We start from the raw sequence: 23382 nt of genomic DNA, 5'->3' as shown, positions 1-23382 counted from the left end.
CTCTTCTTTAATCTCCTTTGCGTTACAATTTTTCAAAACTACAAAGGTAACGTAATGAGAAAAGTTATTATCTCTTCAATTTTAGGTGCACTTCTTTTTGCAGGCAATTACATCACTCTTGATAATGGCAAAGTTATTGAGCTCAAACCTGATGGAACTTGGCAAGAGGTAAAAGTAGTCAAAAAAGGTAATGAAACTCTTGCAATCAAGCCAGATGGTACATGGGAGAAGGTAGAGGCTACTAAAGTAGAAGCTGCCAATAAGTTAGTGACTGCAGTAGATAAGAAATATAAAGATTCGCCTTTAGTTAAAACTCTCCTAGGTAAATGGCAAGGGGATGAAATCTCTTATACATTTACAATTGACAAAGTAACTTTCAAACAAAAAGATGGTCACCATATACGTACCCTCACTGGTAAATGGATGGTTGATAATGTAGATCCAAAGAAAAAGATTATAAGTCTTGATATCGCACAGGGTGCAAAACTTGGATTTATTACTTTCGGAGGAGAACTGAGAAAAATAAGAGTAGTAGATAATAATACTATCGAAGATATTACTGATATGTATAACGGTAAAGTCTATACTCTCCATAGAGTCAAATGAAGACAATAATCATAAAAAAGTTTCTCTATATTGTAGGGATGCTTTTTTTGATATCTCTTATTAGCTTTTTTGCTATTCACCTAGCTCCCAATTCGTTCTTGGCTGCAGGTGAACTCAATCCAAACATTACTCCAGATACTCTTGAGCATCTCAAAGCCATCTATGGATTAGATAAACCGCTATGGCAGCAGTATCTTGCATGGCTGCAGGCTCTGTTGCATCTCGATTTTGGTATATCCTTTGCTAGTGGAAAACCTGTCATAGATGAGATTGCAAGCCGCATTGGTATAACGCTGGGTATTAATCTTAGTGCTATGGTTATAATATTTCTCCTCTCCTTCTATCTTGGTATCAAATCTGCAATCGATGAAGGCTCACTCTTTGATAGAGCTATTAAAAGCCTCTCTTTAGTCTCTTTTTCAATGCCTTCGTTCTATCTGGCGCTGCTGCTCATAATATTTTTGAGTGTTGATCTTGGTCTCTTTCCCATTAGTGGACTTCATTCACTTGAGCCAAAGCATGGTATCTGGTATTACCTTGATCTTTTATGGCATTTGGCTTTGCCACTTTTTGTTGTTGTCTTTGTGGGATTTGGATCACTTGTGCAGTATATTCGATCTTTAACGTTAGAAATTTTAAAAAGTGACTATATATTTTTTGCAAAAGCACGAGGCATTGAGGGAAGAAGACTTGTACAGTACTACATCATCCCAAATCTAAAGCCACCAATTGTGACGATGTTAGGACTCTCATTGCCAGGAATTATTGGAGGAAGTGTTATACTTGAATCGATCTTTTCAATTAATGGTATGGGACTACTCTTCTATCAAGCAGCGATGGCAAGAGACTATCCCGTCATACTTGGTATTTTGATAATCACAGCTTTTTTGACGCTACTAGGCAATGTTCTTGCAGACATTGTCCTCATGCGCCTCAATCCGTTTGCAGCAAATAGTTAATCTTTGAAGAGGTCCTGGAGTGTGATTTTTGGCTCTTCCTCCTCTTTTTGCTCCTCAACTGCAGCTCCTTTTTCTACGAGTTCTATCTCGTATCCAGTGAGCATGCTAGCCAGGCGGATGTTAATGCCACTTTTGCCGATAGCTTTTGATTTTTGATCTGGTGGGAGAGTGACTATCGCTTTCTCCCCTTCGATCTTCACACTGGTAATGATAGCAGGACTGAGACTCCTTGCTACAAAAATCTCTGGGATTGGTGAATATTCAATGCAGTCGATATTTTCGCCATTGAGCTCTTTACTTACTGCATTGATACGCACACCCTTGACACCTACACATGCTCCTACTGGATCAATTTTTGGACTGTGGGAAGTGACTGCTACTTTTGCTCTCTCACCAGGAATCCTTGCAACCTTTTCGATAGTTATAAGCCCATCTTTGATCTCAGGGACTTCAAGTTTGAGAAGCTCTTCGAGAAATTTTGGAGTGGTGCGGGAGAGCTCAAGGTAAATGCCATACACTTTGTCTACCACAACGCGGCGCAAAATTGCACGCAAAGTATCACCTGGTTTGAAAACTTCACCCTTGATGCGGTAGCGTCTTGGAAGCACGCCTTTGACTTCATCGATCTCTACCCAGGTATTCTCCTCTTCATCGACCCGTGTGACAGGACCACTTATGATTGTACCTACGCGATTTTTATATTTTTGGAAGAGTTGATCTTCAAGAAGTCTTTGGATATGATACTCTATCTCATTGTGCAGACGCATTGCAGCTGTGCGGCCATATTTTTCAAGTTCAATCGGAAAGCGCAGCTCATCACCAATTTCCACATCAGGATCGATCTCTTTTGCCTCACTGATTGTCACGTAGCGCTCTGGATCCTCTTTGGCCCTTTCATCATCATCTGCAACTACCATGATCTTTTGAAAAAGCTGCATCTTTTTGCTTTTTGGATCGATTTCAGCTTCAAATTCTAGATCTTCACCTATAACTTTTTTAGCAGTATTGATAAAGGCGCGTTTGATTGCTTCAGTAACTGCTGCGACATCAAGCCCTTTTTCGTGTGCAATAGAGTCAATAATATCTACAATTTTTTCCATAGTTTTAACATCCTTTAAATTCTTATGATTTTTTGGTGCAGAAGATTTGCAGTTGAGCAATTATATACAAAAAACTCTTCAATTAAGTTTAATCTTATCTTATAACAAAGAGGGAGTTTTGCTATAATTACACATTACAAAAGAAAGTATAAAGGGTGTTGTGAATGGAACTAAAATTAGCGCGCGAATCACTGAGTGCAAAACCAAAAAGCATTGATATCAAAAAAATCGAAGAGGCTGTAGAAAAAGAGGGAAATAAGATATTTTATTTTGATAGAGAAAATTCGCACAAAGATCTTATGGAAATGGTAGAGTATTTTGAAGAGAAGGGGTATAGTGTCTATTTTCGTGAAGTAAAATATGGACTTGATGAGAATGATTATATCTATGAGGTGCATATACTAGCATGAAAAAACTTTATATAGAGACGCTCGGTTGCGCGATGAATGTGCGAGATAGTGAGCACATTATCGCTGAACTTACGCAAAAAGAGGATTTTGAAGTAACTCAGAAAATTGATGAAGCTGATCTAATCCTTATCAATACCTGCTCAGTGCGTGAAAAACCGGTACATAAGTTATTTAGTGAGATAGGGTATTTTAATAAAGTCAAAAAAGAGGGTGCAAAAATTGGTGTATGCGGTTGTACCGCTAGCCATCTTGGTGAAGAGATTATCAAAAAAGCTCCTTATGTAAACTTCGTACTAGGAGCAAGAAATGTCTCAAAGATTCGCGATGTGCTCAAAAAAAATAAGGCGGTCGAAGTAGATATCAATCATGATGAGAGTACCTATGCATTTAGTGATTTTCGCTCATCGCCATATAAAGCATTGATAAATATCTCTATAGGATGTGATAAAAAGTGTACATTCTGTATCGTTCCAGCCACAAGGGGTGAGGAGATATCCATCCCTCCAGAACTCATTGTCCAAGAGGCAAGACGTGCAGCACAAAACGGAGCCAAAGAGATATTTTTACTCGGGCAAAATGTCAACAATTATGGCAGACGCTTTAGCGATAAAGATCGCAAGATCGACTTTACCGATCTGTTGAAGATGGTAAGTGAGATAGAAGAGGTCAAGCGCATCAGATTCACTTCGCCCCATCCACTCCATATGGATGATAAATTTTTGCAAGAGTTTGCAAGCAATCCAAAAATCTGTAAATCTATGCATATGCCTCTGCAAAGCGGAAGCACGAAGATTCTTCGTGCAATGAAGAGGGGCTATAGCAAAGAGTGGTTTTTGGATAGAGCTATGAAACTACGCCAAATGGTGCCTGATGTACATATCTCTACTGACGTAATCGTGGGATTTCCAGGGGAAAGTGATGAGGATTTTGCAGATACTATCGATGTAGTAGAGAAGGTGAAATTTGAGCAGATCTTTAGCTTCAAATACTCTCCTAGACCGCACACCCCAGCAAAAGAGTATCCTGATCAAGTACCAGATGAAATAGCAAGTAAAAGATTGCAGTATCTGCAAAACCTCCATTTACAAATGCTAGATGCTATAAGCCAAAAAGAGCAGGGCAAGGTCTATGAAGTCTACTTTGAAGAGCTCAAGCCAAATGGTTATGTGTCTGGGCGAACAGATAACAACTGGATCGTCAAAGTCAAAGGAAGTGAAGAGTTATTGGGAAAGTTTGTAGATGTGAAGATCACAAAACCTGGGCGCCTTGCTTTAGAGGGTGAAGTAGTAGGCTAATGAGCTTTAAGCGGCGAGTCCTTCTCGCAATCCTTCCGCCAATAGGTGCATTCTTGATGCGCCTATTGTATGCTACCTGCAAAAAAGAGTTCAAAATAGAAGGTGGAATTCCCCAAGAGCCATGTATCATTGCCTTTTGGCATGGTGAACTGCTCATGCATCCATTTTTATATCAAAAGTTGCGACCAAATCATAAAATAGCTGCAATGATTAGTGAGCACTTTGATGGAGAGCTCATAGCGCGTACAATTGCATATTTTGGCTTTGATGCTATTCGAGGCTCCTCACGAAAGGGTGGGGCAAAAGCACTCATTGCAGCTTTTCGCAAAATCAAAGAGGGGTATGACATCGCTATAACTCCTGACGGACCAAGAGGTCCTAGACACTCAGTGGCTCCAGGTATCGTGGCTCTAGCAAAAAAGAGCAACGCTCCCATAGTAATCTTTCACTATGAGGCTTCAAAGTGCTGGCAACTTAAAAGCTGGGATAGATTCATTATTCCAAAACCTTTTAGCAAAATTACCTTTTTTGTCAAAAAGCCTTTCAAAATCAACTCTTTTGACGATAATAAAGCTAAAGCTTTCATACAAGAGAAAATGTTACAATTTTAAAAGGATTTGAGTGGCTAAGAGGGAGTGTCTTTTTCTTGATACCTCTTTGCAGTATGTAACAGACTCCAAAGAGAATCCTCAAGAGTATTATTATATAGATCATAGTGGATGGTATATCGCAATTCCATACAAAGAGATTAATAAAGCAGTTGCAGCAGGTGCTACAAAAGACTTTATTTCTCCATTTTCTTTTTTATTTTTGCAGTATCAAAAGGATCCAAGGCCAAACCGCCTCTATAGCCTCGCTACTGAAGAGTATATTTATCTTACAACGTTTTATGAGGATAGGCCTGCTTACTATAAAATCCTCTCTATAAAAGAGAATAAAGAGTTCTTTCACATTGTAGAGCAGTTTCTCAAGGAGTTTTATGCACAAGAGAATAGCTACTTCATAGAAGAGGTTATTTACTATCGCTTTTACAATCTTTTGGTGATATTTGAAGAGGAGTTGGAGCAAAATTTAGGTGTGGTACTGCGCATTGTCGATATAGATCATGAGAGAGATTTTTGTCATGAAGAGGAGTTTACAAAATATCTTATTCAGCCACTTATGCATGAAGAGGAGAGTTTTTGGAAGCGCAATATACTCTCTTTGGTTGTTGGTACTGCAGCTATCATCGTGCTTATAGGCTATGACTTTTATATCAAATATGATACAAAAATGAAAAAAGAGCAGATAGCACAGCTTCGCAATAGGCAGATTACCCTTGCAAATCAGAACAACGCCTATACAGCAACAAAACTCAAGCAACAAAAGATCGATCCGATACTCCAAAGCATTGATGAAAAAAATAGTCTTATAACTGAAAAAATCAAATATATTTTTAATCTTGTTCCCGAAGATGTCTATCTCACATTTGCAGAATTTAATAAGGGTGCAATAATCATAAAAGGTGTTGGAATTAGTAAAAAATCGGTACAGAAACTGTTACAGATAAATTTAGCAAAAATTTTTACAAAAAAACATATCGATATCCGCAAAACAAAAGAGGGGTATGTTTTTGAAGCAGTATTTGAAGAGGCAACCCAATGATAGGAAAAATTGATAAAAAGAGACTTCTTTCTATGGCGCTGATGCTCTTTTTTGTACTCATAGTCTTTATCCTCTATTTATTTATAGTGGATAAAGATGTAAATGAAAATGTTGCAGTATCAAGCAAACTTGCATTCCAAAAGAGTATAACATCATATATCCAAAAAACAAAACAGAGTCTCGAGGCCGATGCGAAAAATAGTAAAAGTTCGCAACTAAAATATATGAACAAAGAGATACTCTTTTCTCTTTTAGCCAATTTTATGCAAAATGTAAGTATCAAAGATATAGGCAAGAAAAAAGATGGAAAATTTGCAATTCATCGCTTCTATGCCGAAGGCTATATTGATACACCTGTTAAATTCTATAAACTTCTTGATACTATCCACAAAAAGGGCTATCCTATTGCTCTTGATTTTCCACTCAAATTTGAGCGTATAGGCAATCAAATCAAGACAAGTTTTTTTCTAGAACTCTATCAAGAGTATCAATGAGATTTTCGCTATAAATATACCCTCTAATTGTAGGAGGGATTTTCTTGCGACGCATTGCCTCACGCATTTTTTTGGGGATGCTTTGCTTCATAAATGGCGCTACAAAGAGATTTCGTTCATTCTGGCCAAAGGCTATCTTCCCACCAATTACACCGCTCTTTTGCTCGCTCATTATTGCAAGCTGTTTTGTACTTGGCAAATAGCCGGCTCTCTTGGCCATCATCAAAAATGCTCTTTGTGTCTGCATCTTTTCGTGGGGATTTTTGGCGATAAAGAGCTTTTTAATGCTAGCAATCTTTGGCTCCAAGAGCTTTTTGTCATGGAGAAGATAGTCCATTGAGCGCTTTATTCCTGGAGCAAACTTTTGCATGAGGGGGTCGCTGAAGTTTTTGCGAATGAAGTTACGCACAAAGGATGTATCATAGTTGGAGTTATCGATATAGTAGAGAATATCTTTTTTCTCAAGGAATCGCAAGATCTCCTCTTTAGAAGTATGCAGAAGTGGACGCACAACTACATATCCCTCTCTTTGGCTAGCAGGTTCAAGCCCAATCGCTTCAACAACACCTGCTCCCTTTGCTAGTTGCATTAAAAACCACTCTAGTTGGTCATTGAGCTGGTGGGCGGTGAGGAGATTCTCATAGCCATACTTTTGTATGATCTCTTCAAAAAATCTATAGCGGATTTTACGGGCTTTCTCTTCGATAGATGGAGGAGAGAGTGGTACCTCTTTGATAAAGATACGTTTATTGTATCTGGTTGCTAGCTCTTTGGCATATGCTACCTCTTCATCACTTTGGGGACGTAGTTTGTAGTTGACAATTGCAATATCAAAAGAGATATTTTTCTCTATAAGCAAAAAAAAGAGAGCAGTAGAGTCTACTCCGCCAGAGAATGCTAGAAGATTCTTACCTTTTTGTAGCCTCTCAAGCTCTAATAGTTCCAAGGAGTTTGTCACCTACAATCTCGTTAATTTCAATTCGGTAGAGCTCTCCTACCTTCAGTCCTTCAATGTCGCTATCAATGATGAGAATCTCTCCATCAACCTCTGGCGCCCAGATCTTTTTGCGAGCACTCAGCAGCAGTTCACTCTCTTCGTTACTTCCTTCAAGGTATGCCTCTACCTCTTTGCCAAGATCTTTTTGCAAGCTCTTTTGTACCTTTTCTTGCACTATTGCATCAAGTTTTTCAAGTCTTGCTTCAACAATTTCTTGTGGGATTTTATCTGGAAGCCCATAGGCACTCGTACCCTCTTCATCGCTATAAGCAAAGAGATTGACCCTATCAAAGTCAAAATCATGTACAAAAGAAGCAAGCTCTTCAAAATCCTCCCCACTCTCACCAGGATGTCCTACGATGAGTGTCGTGCGCAAAAAACTCTCAGGAATTGAGCGCATATGCTCTAACAGCTCGATAGTTGGGCCGGCTCCTATGCCTCTTTTCATAATTTTGAGCATGCTATCGCTTGTATGCTGAATTGGCATTTCAAAGTAGTTGACAAACTTTTTGCTTGCAGCAATTGTATCGATGAGAGCATGAGAGGTTGTAGATGGATAGAGGTAGAGTATCCGTGCGCTCTTGACTCCGTCAATTTTTTCTATCTCTTCGATGAGACGTATCAAGCCATCTTTGATATTGAAGTCTCTTAAATAGGAGCTGTTATCTTGAGAGACAAAAGTAAAGTCTTTAAAACCCTGGTCAGAAAGTCTCTTGATCTCTTCAACGATATTTTCCAAAGGGCGCGATTGGAGCTTGCCCTTGAATGAGGGAATAGCACAAAAGCTACAGCGCTGGTTGCATCCTTCGCTTAGTTTTATATATGCATGAAAGGACGAACCTGTAATGAGTCTCTCCTCATTTTTGATCAAGTAGACCTGCTCATTAAATGCGCTCCTCTTTTTGGCTATGAGCTCATCAATTTTTGCATAATCTCCTACACCTGTAAAGATATCAACTTCACGCAGCTCCTTTTGGAGTTCCTCTTTGTAACGCTCACTCAGACATCCTGCCATTACAAGAAGAGAATCTTCCTTGCGTCTAGAGTGCAGATCAAAGATCGTCTGGAGGCTCTCCTCTTTTGCTGGACCAATAAAACCACATGTATTGACAATGATGACATCAGCCTCTTCTGGTGAGTTAGTGAGGCTGTATTGGTGCTGGAGACGCCCTAGCATCACTTCCGTATCTACAAGATTTTTGGTACAGCCAAGCGAGACAATATGGAGCTTTTTCATTCTATAACCACCACGCGATTTTTTCCACTATTTTTGGCTTCATAGAGTGCTTTGTCTACGCGAGCAAAGATAGTATCGAGAGTATCATCTTTACGCACACCTGAGACACCAAAGCTTGCTGTTACCTTGATATCCTCTTCTGTAGTATTGAAAGTACGGTTTTCAATAGTAGCGCGGAGCCTGTTTGCTACAGCAGCTCCCTCTTTTGCAGTTGCTCCAGGTACGAGGATAGCAAACTCCTCACCTCCCACTCTTGCAGCGATATTGTTTGCACGCAAAAATGTCTTGAGAATGAGTGCGATCTCTTTGAGCACCTGGTCACCTGCAGGGTGGCCATATTTATCATTGATCTGCTTGAAGTTATCGATATCTAGAAGAATGAGAGCAAAAGGGTAGTCTCGTGTTTGGTAGTCGTTGATCATCTCAAGAAGTGCTCGCTCAAATCTGCGCCTATTTACTAAACCTGTGAGGAAGTCAATCTCTGCCTCAGTGCGTGCAGTGAGGAGCTCTCCTTGGAGTTTAACCACATCTGCATGATATTTGCGCAGCTCATATGTCAACAGCTCATTTTCTCTTCGAAGCATCTCCACTTCATCGAGAATCTTTTTGAGAACAGGTTTGATATTTTCATCTTGGAGTTCGAGCTCTTCGTTTTTAATCTCCTCTTGATGATTTTGGAGGGATTCATTGTGAGAGTCGATAGTGTTAATTACTTCAACAAGCTTTTGTTCAATAGTATCAGCGATGCGCACAAGCTTTTTGACCATTCCCTTTTGCTTGCCCTGTAGCGCTTCATCACTTTTATCTTTGATCTCATCATAGGGTTCATTGAACATCTCTTTAAAAAGACCCAAGATCTCTAGATCATTGAGCTCTTTATTGTTCTCTACAATATTACAGAAGACATAAAACCACCGTTCGTAATTTTTGGGAGTTATGATGATGCTATTTTTGATCATGAAATTCATCTGTTTGCGCACTATTTGCATGATCTTTTTAACATCATCTTGTGTGAGCTTCTCTTTTGATTCTAGTTTTTGCTTCAGTTTGCAGTAGATCTCTTCCACGTGCTTCATCCTTTTCGAGGTTGTTGCTATTATCGGGCTTTAGCTATAATTTTTCATAGCTATCTTGGCTTCGCGATCCATGATCTTTTTCTTTAAGCTCTCACGTTTATCGTGCAAAGTTTTCCCTTTTGCTAGTGCAATTTCGAGCTTCGCAAGATTTTTGTTATTAAAATAGAGGCGTAAAGGCACTACCGTGTAACCTTTCTCAGATGTTTTACCAAGGAGTTTGTTGATCTCTTTTTTGTGCAGGAGCAGTTTTCTTGGGCGCTTCTCATCCGGTTTGAAGTGGGGATTTGCGCTATCTAGGTGGCTAATATGCATGCCAAATACATAGGGCTCACCCTTGACAAATTTGACAAAACTATCTTTGAGATTAACTCGCCCTGCACGAATCGCTTTGACTTCACTTCCCTGCAGTGCCAGGCCAGCTTCATACTTTTCTAAAATCTCAAAATCGTGATAAGCTTTCTTATTTGTTGCTACAACTCTCATCTGCTCTCCTAAAAAGGGTACTCCCACTTCCGCTAAGATACCACGTATCGCTGTATTGTGCAAGCTCAGGGCAGAGCCTCATCGCTGCACAATAAAGATCATTGGCTTTAATAGGCTCTATTGTATCTAAAATCTTTTCAGCTGTCATGGAGGCGAGGCGGTTTGCAAGACCTATCGCGAAACTCTCCATACACTCACTGCGATATGTTTGGTAGACTTTAGCTGTATTACAATGGCTATTGCTGATTTTAAGAGTAAGTTTTGGAATAGTGTCTTCAAAAGGCTCAATTTTTTCTCCGATACCTCTCACATTTGCAGCCTCATATCCATAGACAAAAAAAGGTACATCAGCTCCGATGTTCGCACCTATTTTTGCAAGCTCATCTTTTGATAGTCCAAGTCCAAGCGCATCATTGACCATATGCATAAATATTGCAGCATCGCTGCTGCCACCTCCAAGCCCTGCACCTGATGGGATATTTTTTGTGATTTTAACACGGTGAGAGAAAAAAAAATCTATAATTTTGGGATTGTGAGTATAGGAATTGAGCGCGCAGAAGGCCTTGTAGATGATATTTTCTTCCCGCCTAATTTCAGGCGTGCCTACAATCTCAAACCTCTCAAACTCTCCCTCCTCAAATGTTATGATGTCATAGATCTCTTTATAAAGAATAAAGCGCGATACTAGTTCATGGTAGTTATCCCGCAAGCCTACTATTTTGAGAAAAATGTTGAGTTTGGCATAGGCTTTGCGCTCCATTCCTAGCTCCTTGGGAGATTGTTGAGAAGATATTTGATTTTGTAATTTTCAATCTCTATGATAGTAAAAAATGTATCAAAGACAAGATGGTAGATCCCATTTTCACAAACTGCAAGATCTCTGCATTTAAGCTTTTTGCCATGGAGAATCTGCTGGGCACTAAGAGTAGTACTGTTTGGCTTAGTGATAAGAAATTGGAGAGGATCAAGGGGCTTTTCATCTTCATAGACAAATGCACCTTCACGTGTACGCTCAAGATAACTCAAAGCTCCAGTTGTCCTAAGTTTTTGCGCGATGTGCTCTCCAAGACTACGGATATATGTCCCCTCGCTTACCACACTTCTAAAAGTGATAAAAGGGTGGGAGTAGTTTAAAAGTTCAATTTCATAGATTGTAGATGCGACCTGCGGGAGGGCTATATCTTTGTCGATCATTTTATATGCTCTTGTGCCGCCAACTTTCTTGGCGCTATACTTTGGAGGAGTATAGGTAAATTGGCCTACAAATGAGTCTAAAACAGCTTCAATCTCTTGGACTGAGCGCTTTTTGACCTCATCAATACGATCAATCTTTTCTATATCAAGACTTGGGCTATGGGCTCCTAGCCAAAGGGTAGCGATATACTCTTTGGGGTATTTTTTCAAAAAGCGAAAGAGTTTCGTATAGGCTCCAAAAGCAATGATGAGTGTTCCACAAGCAAAAGGGTCGAGTGTACCGGAAAACCCAGCTTTTTTGACGTGGTATTTGCGCTTAATCTGGCTAAGATAGGCATTGGAGGAGAGAAATTGCGGTTTGTATCCCACAAAGAGTCGATTCATACCCTCTCCACAAAACTAGAGAGAATATCGCGCTGCTGCCCTCCGAAATTGATAGTGAGTTTATATTCACGTCCCGCACGACTCACTCCAATGACGCGACCAATACCAAAGATTTTATGTCTGACAAGATCACCCTTTTTAAATCCTGCACGTTTTTCAATCTTGACACTTGCTTTGCAAAGTCCCGCTTCACCAATGAAGCGACTCTTATCAAGCGTAGCTCTGCGTCCTTTATAGAAGCGGCTTTGGACATGGCTGAGGTAGAGACGCTCCTTGGCTCTTGTCATTGCTACATATCCTAAGCGTCTCTCTTCTTCTATATCACATCCATCTCCTGTGAGTGGGAAAAATCCCTCTTCAAGCCCTATAATAAACACATGGCCAAACTCCAACCCCTTACTTGCATGTACACTCATGATAGAGATTGCGTCTCCTCCAATTTGATCCTGGTCGCTTTGGAGGGAGAGGTCATTGATAAAATCTTCTAGTGAATTTTCTGGGTTTTGTTTGACATAATCACGAAAAAGCCCATAAAATTCATCAATATTTGCGATACGCTCAAATCCGTCTGGCATCGATGCGTAGTATTTTTTGAGGCCAATTTTGTTTTCAAACTCTTCTATGAAGTTGTAAAGACCCTGATTTTGAGCAAACTCTTGGAGTTGTTTGATTGTAGTTATAAATGCATTTAATGTTTTTGCGTTTTTCTTACCAACCAAAGCTGCGAGAGTATCTGCATCAGTATTGTTGAGGTATTCCAAAATTGATACTCTACTCTTTTTTGCTTCTCTCTCAAGCTTTTCAACAGTAGCTTTTCCAATACCTCTTTTTGGTTTATTGATGATACGCTTGAGTGAAAAGTCATCGAGTGGATTGGTAATGATACGAAGATAGCTGATGATATCTTTGATTTCGGCTCTTTCGTAAAAGCGAATTGCTCCTACAAGTTTAAAGGGCAATGAGAGCTTATTAAAAGCCTCTTCAATAGAGCGGCTGAGTGCATTGATGCGAAAGAGCACGGCAATCTCTTTGGGTGAGACTCCTTTATCTATAAGGGAGAGAATCTTTTTGCCAATTTCTGAGGCCTCTTGCTGCTCATCTGTATAGCTTTTAATATCGATATCATCACCCTCTCCAAGCGTAGCTACAAGAGTTTTGCCAAGACGATTGCGATTATGGGCTATGAGATTATTGGCAGCTTCAAGTATCTTTTGGGTAGAGCGGTAATTCTTTTCTAGCTTGATCACTTTTGTATTGGCAAACTCATTGGGAAATTCCAAAATATTTTTCACATTTGCACCACGCCATCCATAGATACTTTGATCATCATCGCCCACTACGCAGATATTGTTGTGTGCAGTGCAAAGCTTCTTAACCAATAGATTTTGCAACTCATTGGTGTCTTGATACTCATCAATCATAATAAACTGATACTTTTGACTAATTTCTTGACAAAGTGCCTCATCTTGGTCAAGAATTTTGTATGTAAGAACCAAAAGATCATCAAAATCTACAAGATTATTCTTTTCCAAATACTCCTGATACTTTTGGTAATAGTTTGCTATTTTTTTGTAATTGGGAAGTTTCGCATTTGCTATGGCTGTTTCTGGATCGATAAGCGTATTTTTGTATTTGGATATCTCACTAGCAATAAGGGGGATTGCAATATCTGGTTTGAACGATTTGAGAATACGCTTTTTATCATCTGTGTCAATAATGACGAAGTTGTTATCTCTACCTAGTCTTTGTATGTGAAATTTCAAAAAGAGCAGGCCAAACTTGTGAAAGGTGCACAAAAGGGGAGGATAGATAGTGCTATCAAGCATTGAGAGTGCACGTTCTCGCATCTCCTTGGCAGCTTTATTGGTAAATGTGAGAGTCAAAATTGAGGCTGGATCTATACCAATACTAATAAGATAAGCTAATCTTGTAGTTATAGTCTTCGTTTTGCCACTTCCGGCCCCTGCAAGGACTAAAATAGGTCCATCTATAGTCGTTGCTGCTTTGCGCTGTTCTTCATTAAGCTCTTGTAAAATCTTCTCCATCAACATCTTCTTAATAGTTTTATTAAATATTATATCAAAACAATTATGAAGATCTTTTCAAAGGTTTATTTGATAAAGTTATAATTTGTAAATTTTTATTAAATTGAGTTATAATTTTCATAACAAAGAGCTAAAAGGATGATGAATGATTAAAGATTTTACAAAATTAGAGACATTTTTGGTAGTTATAAAAGAGAAGAGTTTTTCAAAAGCAAGTGCTAAACTTGGCATCTCGCAGCCAGCCGTGACACAACAGATAAAATTTTTAGAAGAACAACTTGATGCAAAACTGATTGAGCGTAAAAAGAATGGCGTGAGACTTACAAAAGAGGGTGAAGAGGTTTATAAAATTGCGCAAAAGATTGCCAAATGTATCCAAAATGCTGAACAGGAACTTCTCAAAGTAATTAATAAGGAGATGACATTTATTCTTGGAGCCTCTTTTACAATTGGTAACTATATCCTGCCACAAATCATTGGAGAGATTAGAAAAGTTATAGAAAATGATATTCTCATCAAAGTGGATGTAAGTGAGAAGATCGTCGATAATGTTTTAGACAAAAAATATGATCTAGGGCTCATTGAGTCTCCGATATTTAAAGATGGACTCATTTATCGTGAGTGGATGGAGGATGAGCTTGTGCTCTTTAGTAATACCAAGCTGCCACGCTATGTACGTACAGAAGATCTCTATAGATTTAACTGGATATGCAGGGAAGAGGGAAGTCACACGCGTAAACTTGTAGCAGAAACTTTCGAAAATCTTGGAGTCAGCTGTAAAAAATTTAATGTAATCAGTGAAGTAAGCTCTTCAACTGCTGTGGTCAATTCTGTTTTGCGTGCTCCTGTAGACAAGGAGCATCCAACAGTATCAATCATCTCACGCTACGCAATAGAGGATGAGTTAGAGAGTGGAAGACTCTTTGAAGCAAAGATCAAGGGCGAAAAGATCAAGAGGAAATTTTATATCTGCTATCTCAAAGAGCGTAAAAATGATCCATTTTTGATGAAAATCGTGGATCTCTTGCTCAAATTCAAAAAGTAATTACTCCTCTTTTTTCAAAAACTTTCTATTTTCTGGATTAGAAAGAAGCGCTTCCATAGAGTTCTTTGGCTGCGCTTTCTTTTTGAGTGAAGCACTGAGATTGACAAATATCGGTGTCTCGTCTACTATAATTTGCAAGATTGCTTCTATTGGTACAGTTACTACCGAACCAAAATTCTCCGGTCCAAAGCCTGCTTCAAAGATGAGGTTTCCATTTTCTATGTGAGCACTCTCATAAGTGTAATTAGCAAGCAAAAAGAGGGTAAACTCTGGAAGTTTTTGATAGAGCTCATCTGGAAGCATGGGATCAAATGAGACCATTTGGGTATTGACAAGTACGCCAAACTCCTCATTTTTTTCAAAAAGGTAGAGCATCACATCTGTTGCATGGTTTTTGAGAAGTATGGCAAACTCTTCATCTTGTAAAAGATCGTAGAGCATCATAGTCCTTTTATAATGAAACTATCAAGTATACAAAAATCGATCATTGCATTCATAATAGCCATTTTATCAAATTTTTTGCACTCTTTTGGTGTGAGAGGTGCCTCTTTGATTCTTCTTTGCTCCAAGAGTCTTGCTCTTGTTGTGCCTGGGAGGAGAGGACTTGCGGGTGTAAGCCACTCTCCTTTGTACCAAAAGGCGATATTGGCGATAGAGGTATCTGTGAGGAGCCCTTCTTTGACGATGATTATATCATCAGTTGGGGATTGCTGCTTGAGAGCATCAATTTTGCTTCTATCTAGATACTTGTAGCTATACTCGATATTTGCATACTGCAGAGAAAAGGAGTGGGGAATTTTTGGAGTATAGGGATAGTAGTTGGTACTCTCGATATTTTTGGCATAGATTATTTTACAGCGAAAAAGCCCCTTTTTTGGAGGATTGATAAACTCTTCTAAATCTATTTCATGAGAAGTTTGAAAGTGTTGATGGCGCGTTTCGTTACAGCGCCTGTTGTGGTAGGAGATGTTTTTAATCTCTCCATTTTCTATGCGAATAGTTTCAAAGAAGAGTTTTTTCATGCAAAAAGATCGGTAGAGAGATAGCGTTCAGCTGTATCACATAAAACCGTGACAATTTTTTTATCTGGGTATCTGCTTGCTAATTTTTTTGCTGCAGCCACATTTGCGCCACTACTTATACCTACCATTACCCCTTTTGTGCGTGCTAGCTCTTTGCTTGTTGCAATTGCCTCTTCATCTTCGATAGTAATAATCTCAGCAAACAAAGAGGTATCAACAATGCGAGGAATAAATCCTGCACCAATTCCTTGAATCTTGTGAGGTCCTGGTTTGCCCCCACTGAGCACTGGAGATTTTTTGGGCTCTACTGCTACTATTTTTACTCCCTTAGGAGCTAGAACTCTTCCAACTCCCGTGATGGTTCCACCTGTCCCTACACCAGCAACAAAGATATCAATATCAGGCAGATCTTCCAAAATCTCTTGCGCAGTGGTTTTTTCATGCATAGCTGGGTTTGCAGGGTTTTCAAATTGGTTGAGCATATATGCTCCCTCCTCGGTAAGTTCTAGCGCTTTTTGGATAGCTCCCTTCATCCCTTCACTTGCTGGTGTAAGGATGAGTTTGGCTCCAAGAAACTCTAAGATGCGTCTGCGCTCAATACTCATCGATTCAGGCATGATGATAATTGCTTGCATTCCAAGAGCTGCTGCGATCATAGCCATCGCTATACCGGTATTGCCGCTTGTTGGTTCTACTAGGGGAGTCGATTTATCGATGACTCCTTGATCGAGGGCCTCTTTAATCATATTGTAGGCGATACGGTCTTTCACACTACCGCCGGGGTTTTTAAATTCACATTTTGCATAGATATTTTCTTCAAGCTGCAAAAGTGGTGTTTTGCCAATAAGATCAGTAACTTTGTGTGCGATCATCGAATAACCTTTGTCTGGGCGATATTTGTTGCATGGTAGACTGTTTTATGGTGTATTGTAGCATAATATTTAATTATACGATTTTGCAGTTGTGGTTCATATGATGGCAAAAACCAGGCGTTATTACTGATGGCTATGATGTATTGTGTAGGTGTTGTATAGATAACATCAGCTGTGGCTTCATAGCAGATCGCATTGGTAAACTCTACGCCATCGACAGAATAGATTTGTAGATTTTTTGCAGGAGTAAAATCTGTAGCATCATTGAAAAAGTAGTGGTTGACGAATTTTCCTAGTGGTTTTGGCAACGGCACATACTCCCCAAATGGAACGAGTACTACTTTGTGCATGATAGTGTAGTTGCCTTTTGCAAAGAGGTATGTAGCATTGTAGACGCGGGAGTTTTGCAGATGTAAAGCACCGGTGATGATTGTAATTTTTTTGCTTCTCTCTAAAAGCTCAAGTAGCAGTGCAGTATTGCGCTGCAAAAATGTGGGATATGCACTCTCAGGCAAGACTACGACATCGTAGTGTTCATTAATTGCCTCATCGATCGCGGCAAAGTTTTGCTTGATGATAGTAGGTAAATATTCAATTTTCCATTTCTTATCTTGGGGAATATGGGTAGTGACAAGTTTGATGCGCAGTGGTGCTAGCGGCGAGGCTGGATAGGAGTGGAGCGCAAAGAGTAAAAGAGTGATACCAAGGAGTGCTGGTAAGATTTTTTTCATTGAGAGCAGCACCAATCCTGTAAGAATGAATGCAAAGTGAAGCTTATCATAGCCAAAATAGCTATCTACAAAGACGATCTCTGGGATGAACCAGTTAAATCCAAAAGGGTGGATATAGCTTAGAACTAACAGCGCAAGAGCAAGTATAACGTGATAGAGAAAAGGTGCTATTTTTGCAGCAATTCTTGCAATGCTTTCAATAATCTTGAAAAGAACTCCATAAAAAAGAGCTATGAAAATGATAGCAATTGGTACGAAGACTTTGAGATCATAGTAGCGAAAGCTCATACCTATCCACCAAAACCAAAAAAGCCCTATAAAAAATCCAACCCAAAAGAGTCGCTTGCAGTTGATGAGGAGATAAAACCCAAAAATTCCAAAGAGAGAGAGTAACAATCTACTCTTTATCCCAAAATATTCGAGAAATAAAAAGGCACTTAAAAGCAGAGCTATGAGAAAGGATTTTATTAGTAATTTAATGGTAGAATATCCACTAAAATTTTGAAACAAAGGAATATTCATGCAGGGACAAAGCGCAGGCATTCTTGGATCACTCCTTCCGCTTATTATCATTTTTGCGATCTTCTATTTTCTCATAATTAGACCGCAACAGCAACAGGCAAAAAAACATAAAGAGATGGTAGAAAATCTCAAAAAAGGCGATAAAATCGTCACTACTGGTGGTATCATAGCAGAAGTTGTCAAAAATGAGGAGAATTTTATCAAAGCAAAAATTGCAGATAACACTGAAGTAAAAATCGAAAAGAGCTACATCGCAAAAAAACTTGAAAGTTAAGAGATGAAATGGCTCAACTATAGATTCGTAATTTTTGTTCTGGTTTTTATCGCTGGTGTTGCACTCAGTGTGCCATCACTCCTCAATCTCTCCTTTGGTCCTAAGATTACCTTAGGGTTAGATCTCCAGGGCGGTTTGCATATGCTTCTGGGAGTCGATACAAAAAAGGCAGTTGCTTCTAAGATCAAATCGATTGCGGCAGCGATCAAATACTACGCAGAAGACAACGATATTCTCATGGATGAATTGCGCGTCAACGACAATGGCATCTCTTTTAAGCTCTTAGATAGTGACGATGCCCCTAAGATTGAAGAGTTTTTGCAGCAGCAAAAGGGACTCGTGGTCAAAAAAGATGGTCTCAAATATACAATTGCTCTCACACCGCAAGAGGTAAAATCGATAAAAGAGTATGCTATCAAGCAAGCAGTCGATACCATCCGCAATCGACTCGATCAGTTTGGTCTAGCAGAACCTACAGTTGCGAAGCAGGGAAAAGATAAAATTTTAGTCGAGCTTCCTGGTATCAAAACGCCTGAGCAAGAGCAGCGCGTGCGCAAGCTCATAGCAAAAGCAGCTCACCTCCAACTTATGGCTGTGGATGAAGCAAGACAGGCAAGAGCTGATCAGATGAGCCCCGAGGAGGCAGCTGAGTATGGAGATATCATCCTCAAAGACCGTAATGGTCGCAAATATCTCGTCAAAGAGATTCCCATCCTCGATGGAAGCATGATTACGGATGCAAGAGTTGCATTTGACCAAAACAACCAACCAGTTATAGACTTCACACTCAACTCCCAAGGAGCCAAAATTTTCGCAGACTTCACTGCCAAAAATGTCGGTAAACGCCTGGCGATTGTGCTTGATAATGTTGTCTATTCAGCTCCTGTAATTCGTGAGCGTATTGGTGGAGGAAGCGGGCAGATAAGTGGTGGATTTAGTGTCCAAGAAGCGCACGATGTAGCGATCGCTCTGCGAAGTGGGGCACTTTTGGCTCCAGTTTATATGGAAGAGAAGCGCAGCATCGGACCAAGCCTTGGAGCTGATAGCGTGCGTGCAAGTATGATCGCTCTCATGAGTGGTTTTGTGCTTGTAGTACTCTTTATGATTCTCTACTACGGTATCGCTGGAGTTATAGCAGATATCGCACTCATTGCAAACCTCTTTTTGATCATTGGAATCATGGCACTCTTTGGTGCTACACTCACACTTCCTGGGATGGCTGGTATCGTGCTGACAGTAGGTATGGCTGTGGATGCAAACGTTATTATCAACGAGCGGATCCGTGAGCTTCTGCGCTCTGGCGTTTCGGTGCGCAAAGCGATAGAACAAGGCTACAAAAATGCGATGAGCGCAATTTTGGATGCAAATATCACTACTCTCATCGCTGCAATTGTACTCTATGCTTATGGAACGGGACCAATCAAAGGGTTTGCAATCACAATGAGTATAGGTATTTTGGCATCTATGCTTACAGCCATTGTTGGTACACACGGGATCTATGAAGCACTCATGGATAAGATTGAGCGTAGCAAAAACTATAACCTTTGGTTTGGGATAAAGGTCTGATATGGAGTTTTTTAAAGCAGATAAAATTTATGACTTTATGGGCAAAGCTAAATATTTCATGGCAGTTTCTGCCCTTTTGGTAATAGGCTCTTGGGCACTTCTATTTATAAAGGGGCTCAATTTTGGTATCGACTTTGCCGGGGGGACAATAGTACAGGTGCGCTATGATAAACCGGTAGAGATCTCCAAGATTCGCCAGGTTCTCAAAAAGAGTGCAATATTCAAAGATGCAAGTGTTACATATTTTGGAAGTGACAACGAGATCGTTATACGCCTCAAAACCTCTACCAAAAATCTCAAGCAAGATATCGGAGATTTAGCACGCAAAGCACTTGCTGGGACAGGAAACTATGAGATACGCCGCGTAGATATGGTTGGACCAAAGGTTGGTGGAGAGCTCAGAGAAAAAGGGTTAATGGCTACTGTGATTGCGATTTTAGCCATCTTGATCTATGTCTCCATACGCTTTGAGTGGAGATTTGCCCTCGCGAGTGTCTTGGCTCTTGTACATGATGTGAGTATCGCAATGGGAGCTATAAGTCTCTTTTCAATTCCGGTCAATCTCGATATCCTTGCCGCTATTCTTACACTCCTAGGATATTCTCTTAACGATACCATTATTGTATTTGACCGTATTCGTGAAGGAATAATCGAGTCGACAAAACTGCGCAGCCTCAATGAAGTTATCAACGAAGCAGTGACAAAGACCCTCTCACGTACGGTACTTACCTCATTGACGACATTTTTTGTGGTTCTCACACTCTACCTCTTTGGAGGAGAGATAATTCGAGGCTTTAGTTTTACGCTATTAATTGGTATTATTGTTGGTACATACAGTTCTATCTTCATCGCTTCTCCACTGCTAACTATTTTGGGATTTGATCTTGAAAAATATCGCAAAAAATTGGCAGAGAAACGCAAACGGCAGCAAGAAAAAGAGAAGATGCGAGCAATGTATGAACAAGGAATGGTTTAATGAGCAAATATGATCCAAAAAGTATAGAGAAAAAATGGCAAGATTTTTGGAAAGACCAGGGGAGTTTTGAGCCAAGCGAAGAGTATAATAAGCCAAAAATGTATGTGCTCTCTATGTTTCCTTATCCAAGTGGCCGCATTCATATGGGTCATGTGCGCAACTACACCATCGGTGATGCACTAGCGCGCTATCACAGAAAAGCGGGACGGAATGTGTTGCATCCAATCGGTTGGGATGCCTTTGGTATGCCGGCCGAAAATGCCGCTATCAAGCATGGAGTCCATCCGAAAAAATGGACATATGAAAATATAGCATATATGCGCAAAGAGCTCGATAGTCTGGGGCTGAGCTTTTCATATGAGCGTGAGTTTGCCACATGTGATGAACTCTATAGCAAATGGGAGCAAAGCTTCATTATCGATATGTGGAACAAAGGATTGATGTATCGCAAGAAAGCTGCTGTCAACTGGTGTCCACACGATAAGACAGTTTTGGCAAATGAACAGGTAATTGAAGGGCGCTGTTGGCGTTGTGATACAGAGGTAGTCCAAAAAGATATTGAGCAGTATTTTCTCAAAATTACCGATTATGCTGAAGAGCTTTTGCAAGACCTGCAAAAACTTGAAGGCAATTGGCCGAGCCAGGTTATTGCAATGCAGCGTAACTGGATAGGCAAAAGCCAGGGCTTGGGTTTTACTATGAAGCTTGATGAAGAGAGCCAACAAAAAAGTGGCTTTGAAGGTTTTGAGGTCTTTACAACCCGTCCAGATACAATATATGGTGTTACGTATGCAGCTCTCGCACCTGAACACCCGATCGTCAAAGAATTGATCAATAAGGGACTCCTTGATAGCCAGAGTGAGCAAAAGATCTGCGTTATGCAAAACCAAAATGCAAGGACACGCCAGCAGGCTGAGAAAGAGGGAGTCTTTTTAGATATCTATGCCATCCATCCGTTAACTGGACAAAAGATCCCTGTCTGGGTAGCAAACTTTGTGCTTACAGAGTATGGGAGTGGTGCAGTGATGGCAGTTCCTGCCCATGACGAGAGAGATTTTGAGTTTGCCAAAAAGTATAATCTCCCTATCAAATATGTTATCAAACCAAAAGATGGGGAACTTGATACTACTAAGCCATATACTGAGCCAGGTATACTTTTTGATAGTGGAGAGTTTAGTGGACTTCCGAGTGAAGAGGCAAAAGAAAAAATAATCGTATATTTTGAAGAGAAGGGATTAGGTAAACGTACAATCAACTACCGTCTCAAAGATTGGCTTGTATCGCGTCAGCGCTACTGGGGTACGCCGATCCCACTCATAAAGTGTCCAAAGTGTGGCATAGTACCAGAAAAAAAAGAGAATCTCCCTGTGACTTTGCCAGAAGATGTAACAATAACAGGTGAAGGGAATCCACTAGAGCTTCATCCTACATGGAAGCATACCAAATGTCCGCAGTGTGGTGCAGATGCCCAGAGAGAGACCGATACTCTCGATACATTTGTAGAGTCTAGTTGGTATTTTTTGCGCTACACTACTCCTCGAAGATTTTGGGAAGAGGTGCCTTTTCGCAAAACTGATACAGACTACTGGATGCCGGTAGATCAGTATATCGGTGGGATCGAGCATGCTATTTTGCACCTTCTTTATGCGAGATTTTTCACAAAAGTGTTGCGAGATCTTGGCTATGTGAATCTAGATGAGCCATTTAAGAGACTCCTCACACAAGGAATGGTACTCAAAGACGGTGCTAAAATGAGTAAATCCAAAGGCAATACAGTTGATCCAGATGAAATTGTAGAAAAATATGGAGCTGATACAGCGAGACTCTTCATTCTTTTTGCAGCTCCTCCAGCAAAAGAGCTGGAGTGGAGTGATGCTGGAGTGGAAGGAGCTTATAGATTTATCAAGCGTTTTTATGAGAGAAGTTTCAATGCCAAGCCGATTGCAGAGCTACCGCAGTTTGATCCAAAATCTCTTACAAAAGAGCAAAAAACCGCACGCAAAAAGGTCTATGAGGCTTTGCAAAAATCGCATGATGTTTATGAGAAAAATTTCAATTTTAATACACTCATAGCAGCAGCAATGGAAGCGCTCAATGCATTAAGTGCCCAAGATAATGCACTCATATGGAGTGAAGGATACTGGATACTTACAAATATTCTCGAGCCTATTATTCCGCATATAAGTTGGGAGATAGCACAGCGACTCTTTGAACGGAAGAACTTTGGTGCTATTAGAGTTGATGAAACTGCTTTAGAAGAGGATACTATCAAGATAGCAGTGACCGTTAATGGCAAAAGAAGGGCTGAGATCGAGGTGCCAAAGAGTGCATCCAAAGAGGAGGTCTTGGCTATGGCAAAAGAGGCTGGAGCTAAGTGGATCGAAGGCAAAGAGATTATCAAAGAGATTGTAGTTCCAGGACGACTCGTCAATATTGTCGTAAAAGGGTAG

The 23382-nt window shown here is 40.1% G+C and carries 24 protein-coding genes; 12 read left to right on the top strand and 12 right to left on the bottom strand.

What is annotated here, in order from left to right:
* Positions 1–54: 54 nt before the first annotated feature.
* The gene (locus JG734_RS07510; RefSeq protein ID WP_201332672.1) at positions 55–606 is read left to right on the top strand and encodes a hypothetical protein; all 552 of its coding nucleotides are present in this window, start codon (positions 55–57) and stop codon (positions 604–606) included.
* Complete coding sequence (locus tag JG734_RS07505) at positions 603–1565, top strand: ABC transporter permease (protein ID WP_201332671.1); 963 nt, start codon at positions 603–605, stop codon at positions 1563–1565. The genes JG734_RS07510 and JG734_RS07505 overlap by 4 nt, the downstream gene beginning before the upstream one ends.
* Here the strand turns inward: JG734_RS07505 and nusA are convergent.
* Positions 1562–2665, bottom strand: a complete 1104-nt coding sequence (gene nusA, locus JG734_RS07500) for a transcription termination factor NusA (protein ID WP_201332670.1) — start codon at positions 2663–2665, stop codon at positions 1562–1564. The two genes, JG734_RS07505 and nusA, sit on opposite strands and share 4 nt — an antisense overlap.
* A gap of 164 nt (positions 2666–2829) precedes the next feature.
* Here nusA and JG734_RS07495 point away from each other — a divergent pair, with 164 nt between their 5' ends.
* The 5 genes from JG734_RS07495 to JG734_RS07475 are packed head-to-tail and all read left to right on the top strand — an operon-like array spanning position 2830 to position 6508.
* Entirely contained in the window at positions 2830–3075 is a 246-nt protein-coding gene (locus JG734_RS07495; RefSeq protein ID WP_201332669.1) for an HP0268 family nuclease, read from the top strand.
* Complete coding sequence (gene miaB, locus JG734_RS07490; protein WP_201332668.1) at positions 3072–4370, top strand: tRNA (N6-isopentenyl adenosine(37)-C2)-methylthiotransferase MiaB; 1299 nt, start codon at positions 3072–3074, stop codon at positions 4368–4370. Before JG734_RS07495 ends, miaB begins: the two co-directional genes overlap by 4 nt.
* The gene (locus tag JG734_RS07485; protein WP_201332667.1) at positions 4370–4981 is read left to right on the top strand and encodes a lysophospholipid acyltransferase family protein; all 612 of its coding nucleotides are present in this window, start codon (positions 4370–4372) and stop codon (positions 4979–4981) included. The genes miaB and JG734_RS07485 overlap by 1 nt, the downstream gene beginning before the upstream one ends.
* Before the next feature lie 10 nt (positions 4982–4991).
* Complete coding sequence (locus JG734_RS07480; RefSeq protein ID WP_201332666.1) at positions 4992–6014, top strand: hypothetical protein; 1023 nt, start codon at positions 4992–4994, stop codon at positions 6012–6014.
* A complete protein-coding gene (locus JG734_RS07475) occupies positions 6011–6508 on the top strand; it encodes a hypothetical protein (protein ID WP_201332665.1) in 498 nt (165 codons plus the stop codon). Before JG734_RS07480 ends, JG734_RS07475 begins: the two co-directional genes overlap by 4 nt.
* Here the strand turns inward: JG734_RS07475 and tilS are convergent.
* Genes tilS through JG734_RS07440 form a run of 7 tightly spaced genes read right to left on the bottom strand, consistent with a single transcriptional unit; the run spans position 6465 to position 13924 of the window.
* Entirely contained in the window at positions 6465–7466 is a 1002-nt protein-coding gene (gene tilS / locus JG734_RS07470; protein WP_236586839.1) for a tRNA lysidine(34) synthetase TilS, read from the bottom strand. The genes JG734_RS07475 and tilS overlap by 44 nt on opposite strands.
* Positions 7435–8742 (bottom strand): 30S ribosomal protein S12 methylthiotransferase RimO, encoded by a 1308-nt coding sequence (gene rimO / locus JG734_RS07465; RefSeq protein ID WP_201332664.1) that lies wholly within the window; start codon positions 8740–8742, stop codon positions 7435–7437. The genes tilS and rimO overlap by 32 nt, the downstream gene beginning before the upstream one ends.
* Entirely contained in the window at positions 8739–9809 is a 1071-nt protein-coding gene (locus JG734_RS07460; protein ID WP_201332663.1) for a GGDEF domain-containing protein, read from the bottom strand. The genes rimO and JG734_RS07460 overlap by 4 nt, the downstream gene beginning before the upstream one ends.
* Positions 9810–9848: 39 nt before the next feature.
* A complete protein-coding gene (gene smpB, locus JG734_RS07455) occupies positions 9849–10301 on the bottom strand; it encodes an SsrA-binding protein SmpB (RefSeq protein ID WP_201332662.1) in 453 nt (150 codons plus the stop codon).
* Complete coding sequence (locus JG734_RS07450) at positions 10279–11061, bottom strand: 4-(cytidine 5'-diphospho)-2-C-methyl-D-erythritol kinase (protein ID WP_201332661.1); 783 nt, start codon at positions 11059–11061, stop codon at positions 10279–10281. Before JG734_RS07450 ends, smpB begins: the two co-directional genes overlap by 23 nt.
* Before the next feature lie 2 nt (positions 11062–11063).
* Positions 11064–11879 (bottom strand): tRNA pseudouridine(55) synthase TruB, encoded by an 816-nt coding sequence (gene truB / locus JG734_RS07445; protein WP_201332660.1) that lies wholly within the window; start codon positions 11877–11879, stop codon positions 11064–11066.
* Positions 11876–13924 carry an ATP-dependent helicase gene (locus JG734_RS07440; RefSeq protein ID WP_201332659.1) on the bottom strand — a complete coding sequence of 683 codons (2049 nt, stop codon included), beginning with the start codon at positions 13922–13924 and terminating at the stop codon, positions 11876–11878. Before JG734_RS07440 ends, truB begins: the two co-directional genes overlap by 4 nt.
* A 145-nt stretch (positions 13925–14069) precedes the next feature.
* On the opposite strand from JG734_RS07440, the gene JG734_RS07435 reads away from it, so the two are divergent.
* On the top strand, positions 14070–14969 hold the full coding sequence (locus JG734_RS07435) for a LysR family transcriptional regulator (RefSeq protein ID WP_201332658.1): 900 nt from the start codon (positions 14070–14072) through the stop codon (positions 14967–14969).
* On the opposite strand, the gene JG734_RS07430 is transcribed toward JG734_RS07435, so the two are convergent.
* The 4 genes from JG734_RS07430 to JG734_RS07415 are packed head-to-tail and all read right to left on the bottom strand — an operon-like array spanning position 14970 to position 18116.
* Positions 14970–15410, bottom strand: a complete 441-nt coding sequence (locus JG734_RS07430; RefSeq protein ID WP_201332657.1) for a hypothetical protein — start codon at positions 15408–15410, stop codon at positions 14970–14972. It abuts the gene before it with no gap.
* Positions 15410–15991, bottom strand: coding sequence for an aminotransferase class IV family protein (locus JG734_RS07425; RefSeq protein WP_201332656.1), 582 nt, complete (start codon positions 15989–15991; stop codon positions 15410–15412). Before JG734_RS07425 ends, JG734_RS07430 begins: the two co-directional genes overlap by 1 nt.
* Complete coding sequence (gene cysK, locus JG734_RS07420; RefSeq protein ID WP_201332655.1) at positions 15988–16863, bottom strand: cysteine synthase A; 876 nt, start codon at positions 16861–16863, stop codon at positions 15988–15990. Before cysK ends, JG734_RS07425 begins: the two co-directional genes overlap by 4 nt.
* Positions 16860–18116: an apolipoprotein N-acyltransferase gene (locus JG734_RS07415; RefSeq protein ID WP_236587034.1), complete on the bottom strand. Its 1257-nt coding sequence runs from the start codon at positions 18114–18116 to the stop codon at positions 16860–16862. The genes cysK and JG734_RS07415 overlap by 4 nt, the downstream gene beginning before the upstream one ends.
* Between JG734_RS07415 and yajC the strand changes: the two genes are divergently transcribed.
* From yajC to leuS, 4 genes are read left to right on the top strand one after another with little or no spacing between them, the layout of a single operon-like run.
* The gene (yajC, locus tag JG734_RS07410; RefSeq protein WP_201332653.1) at positions 18115–18390 is read left to right on the top strand and encodes a preprotein translocase subunit YajC; all 276 of its coding nucleotides are present in this window, start codon (positions 18115–18117) and stop codon (positions 18388–18390) included. The two genes, JG734_RS07415 and yajC, sit on opposite strands and share 2 nt — an antisense overlap.
* 3 nt (positions 18391–18393) lie before the next feature.
* Positions 18394–19956: a protein translocase subunit SecD gene (secD, locus tag JG734_RS07405; protein WP_201332652.1), complete on the top strand. Its 1563-nt coding sequence runs from the start codon at positions 18394–18396 to the stop codon at positions 19954–19956.
* A 1-nt stretch (position 19957) separates the two neighbouring features.
* On the top strand, positions 19958–20932 hold the full coding sequence (gene secF / locus JG734_RS07400; RefSeq protein ID WP_201332651.1) for a protein translocase subunit SecF: 975 nt from the start codon (positions 19958–19960) through the stop codon (positions 20930–20932).
* On the top strand, positions 20932–23382 hold the full coding sequence (leuS, locus tag JG734_RS07395; RefSeq protein WP_201332650.1) for a leucine--tRNA ligase: 2451 nt from the start codon (positions 20932–20934) through the stop codon (positions 23380–23382). The genes secF and leuS overlap by 1 nt, the downstream gene beginning before the upstream one ends.

The organism is Nitratiruptor sp. YY09-18 (assembly GCF_016593235.1).
In the GTDB taxonomy this organism is placed as follows: domain Bacteria; phylum Campylobacterota; class Campylobacteria; order Campylobacterales; family Nitratiruptoraceae; genus Nitratiruptor.
Note: the sequence above shows the minus strand (reverse complement) of the source record. Positions and strands in the feature narration are given on the sequence as shown.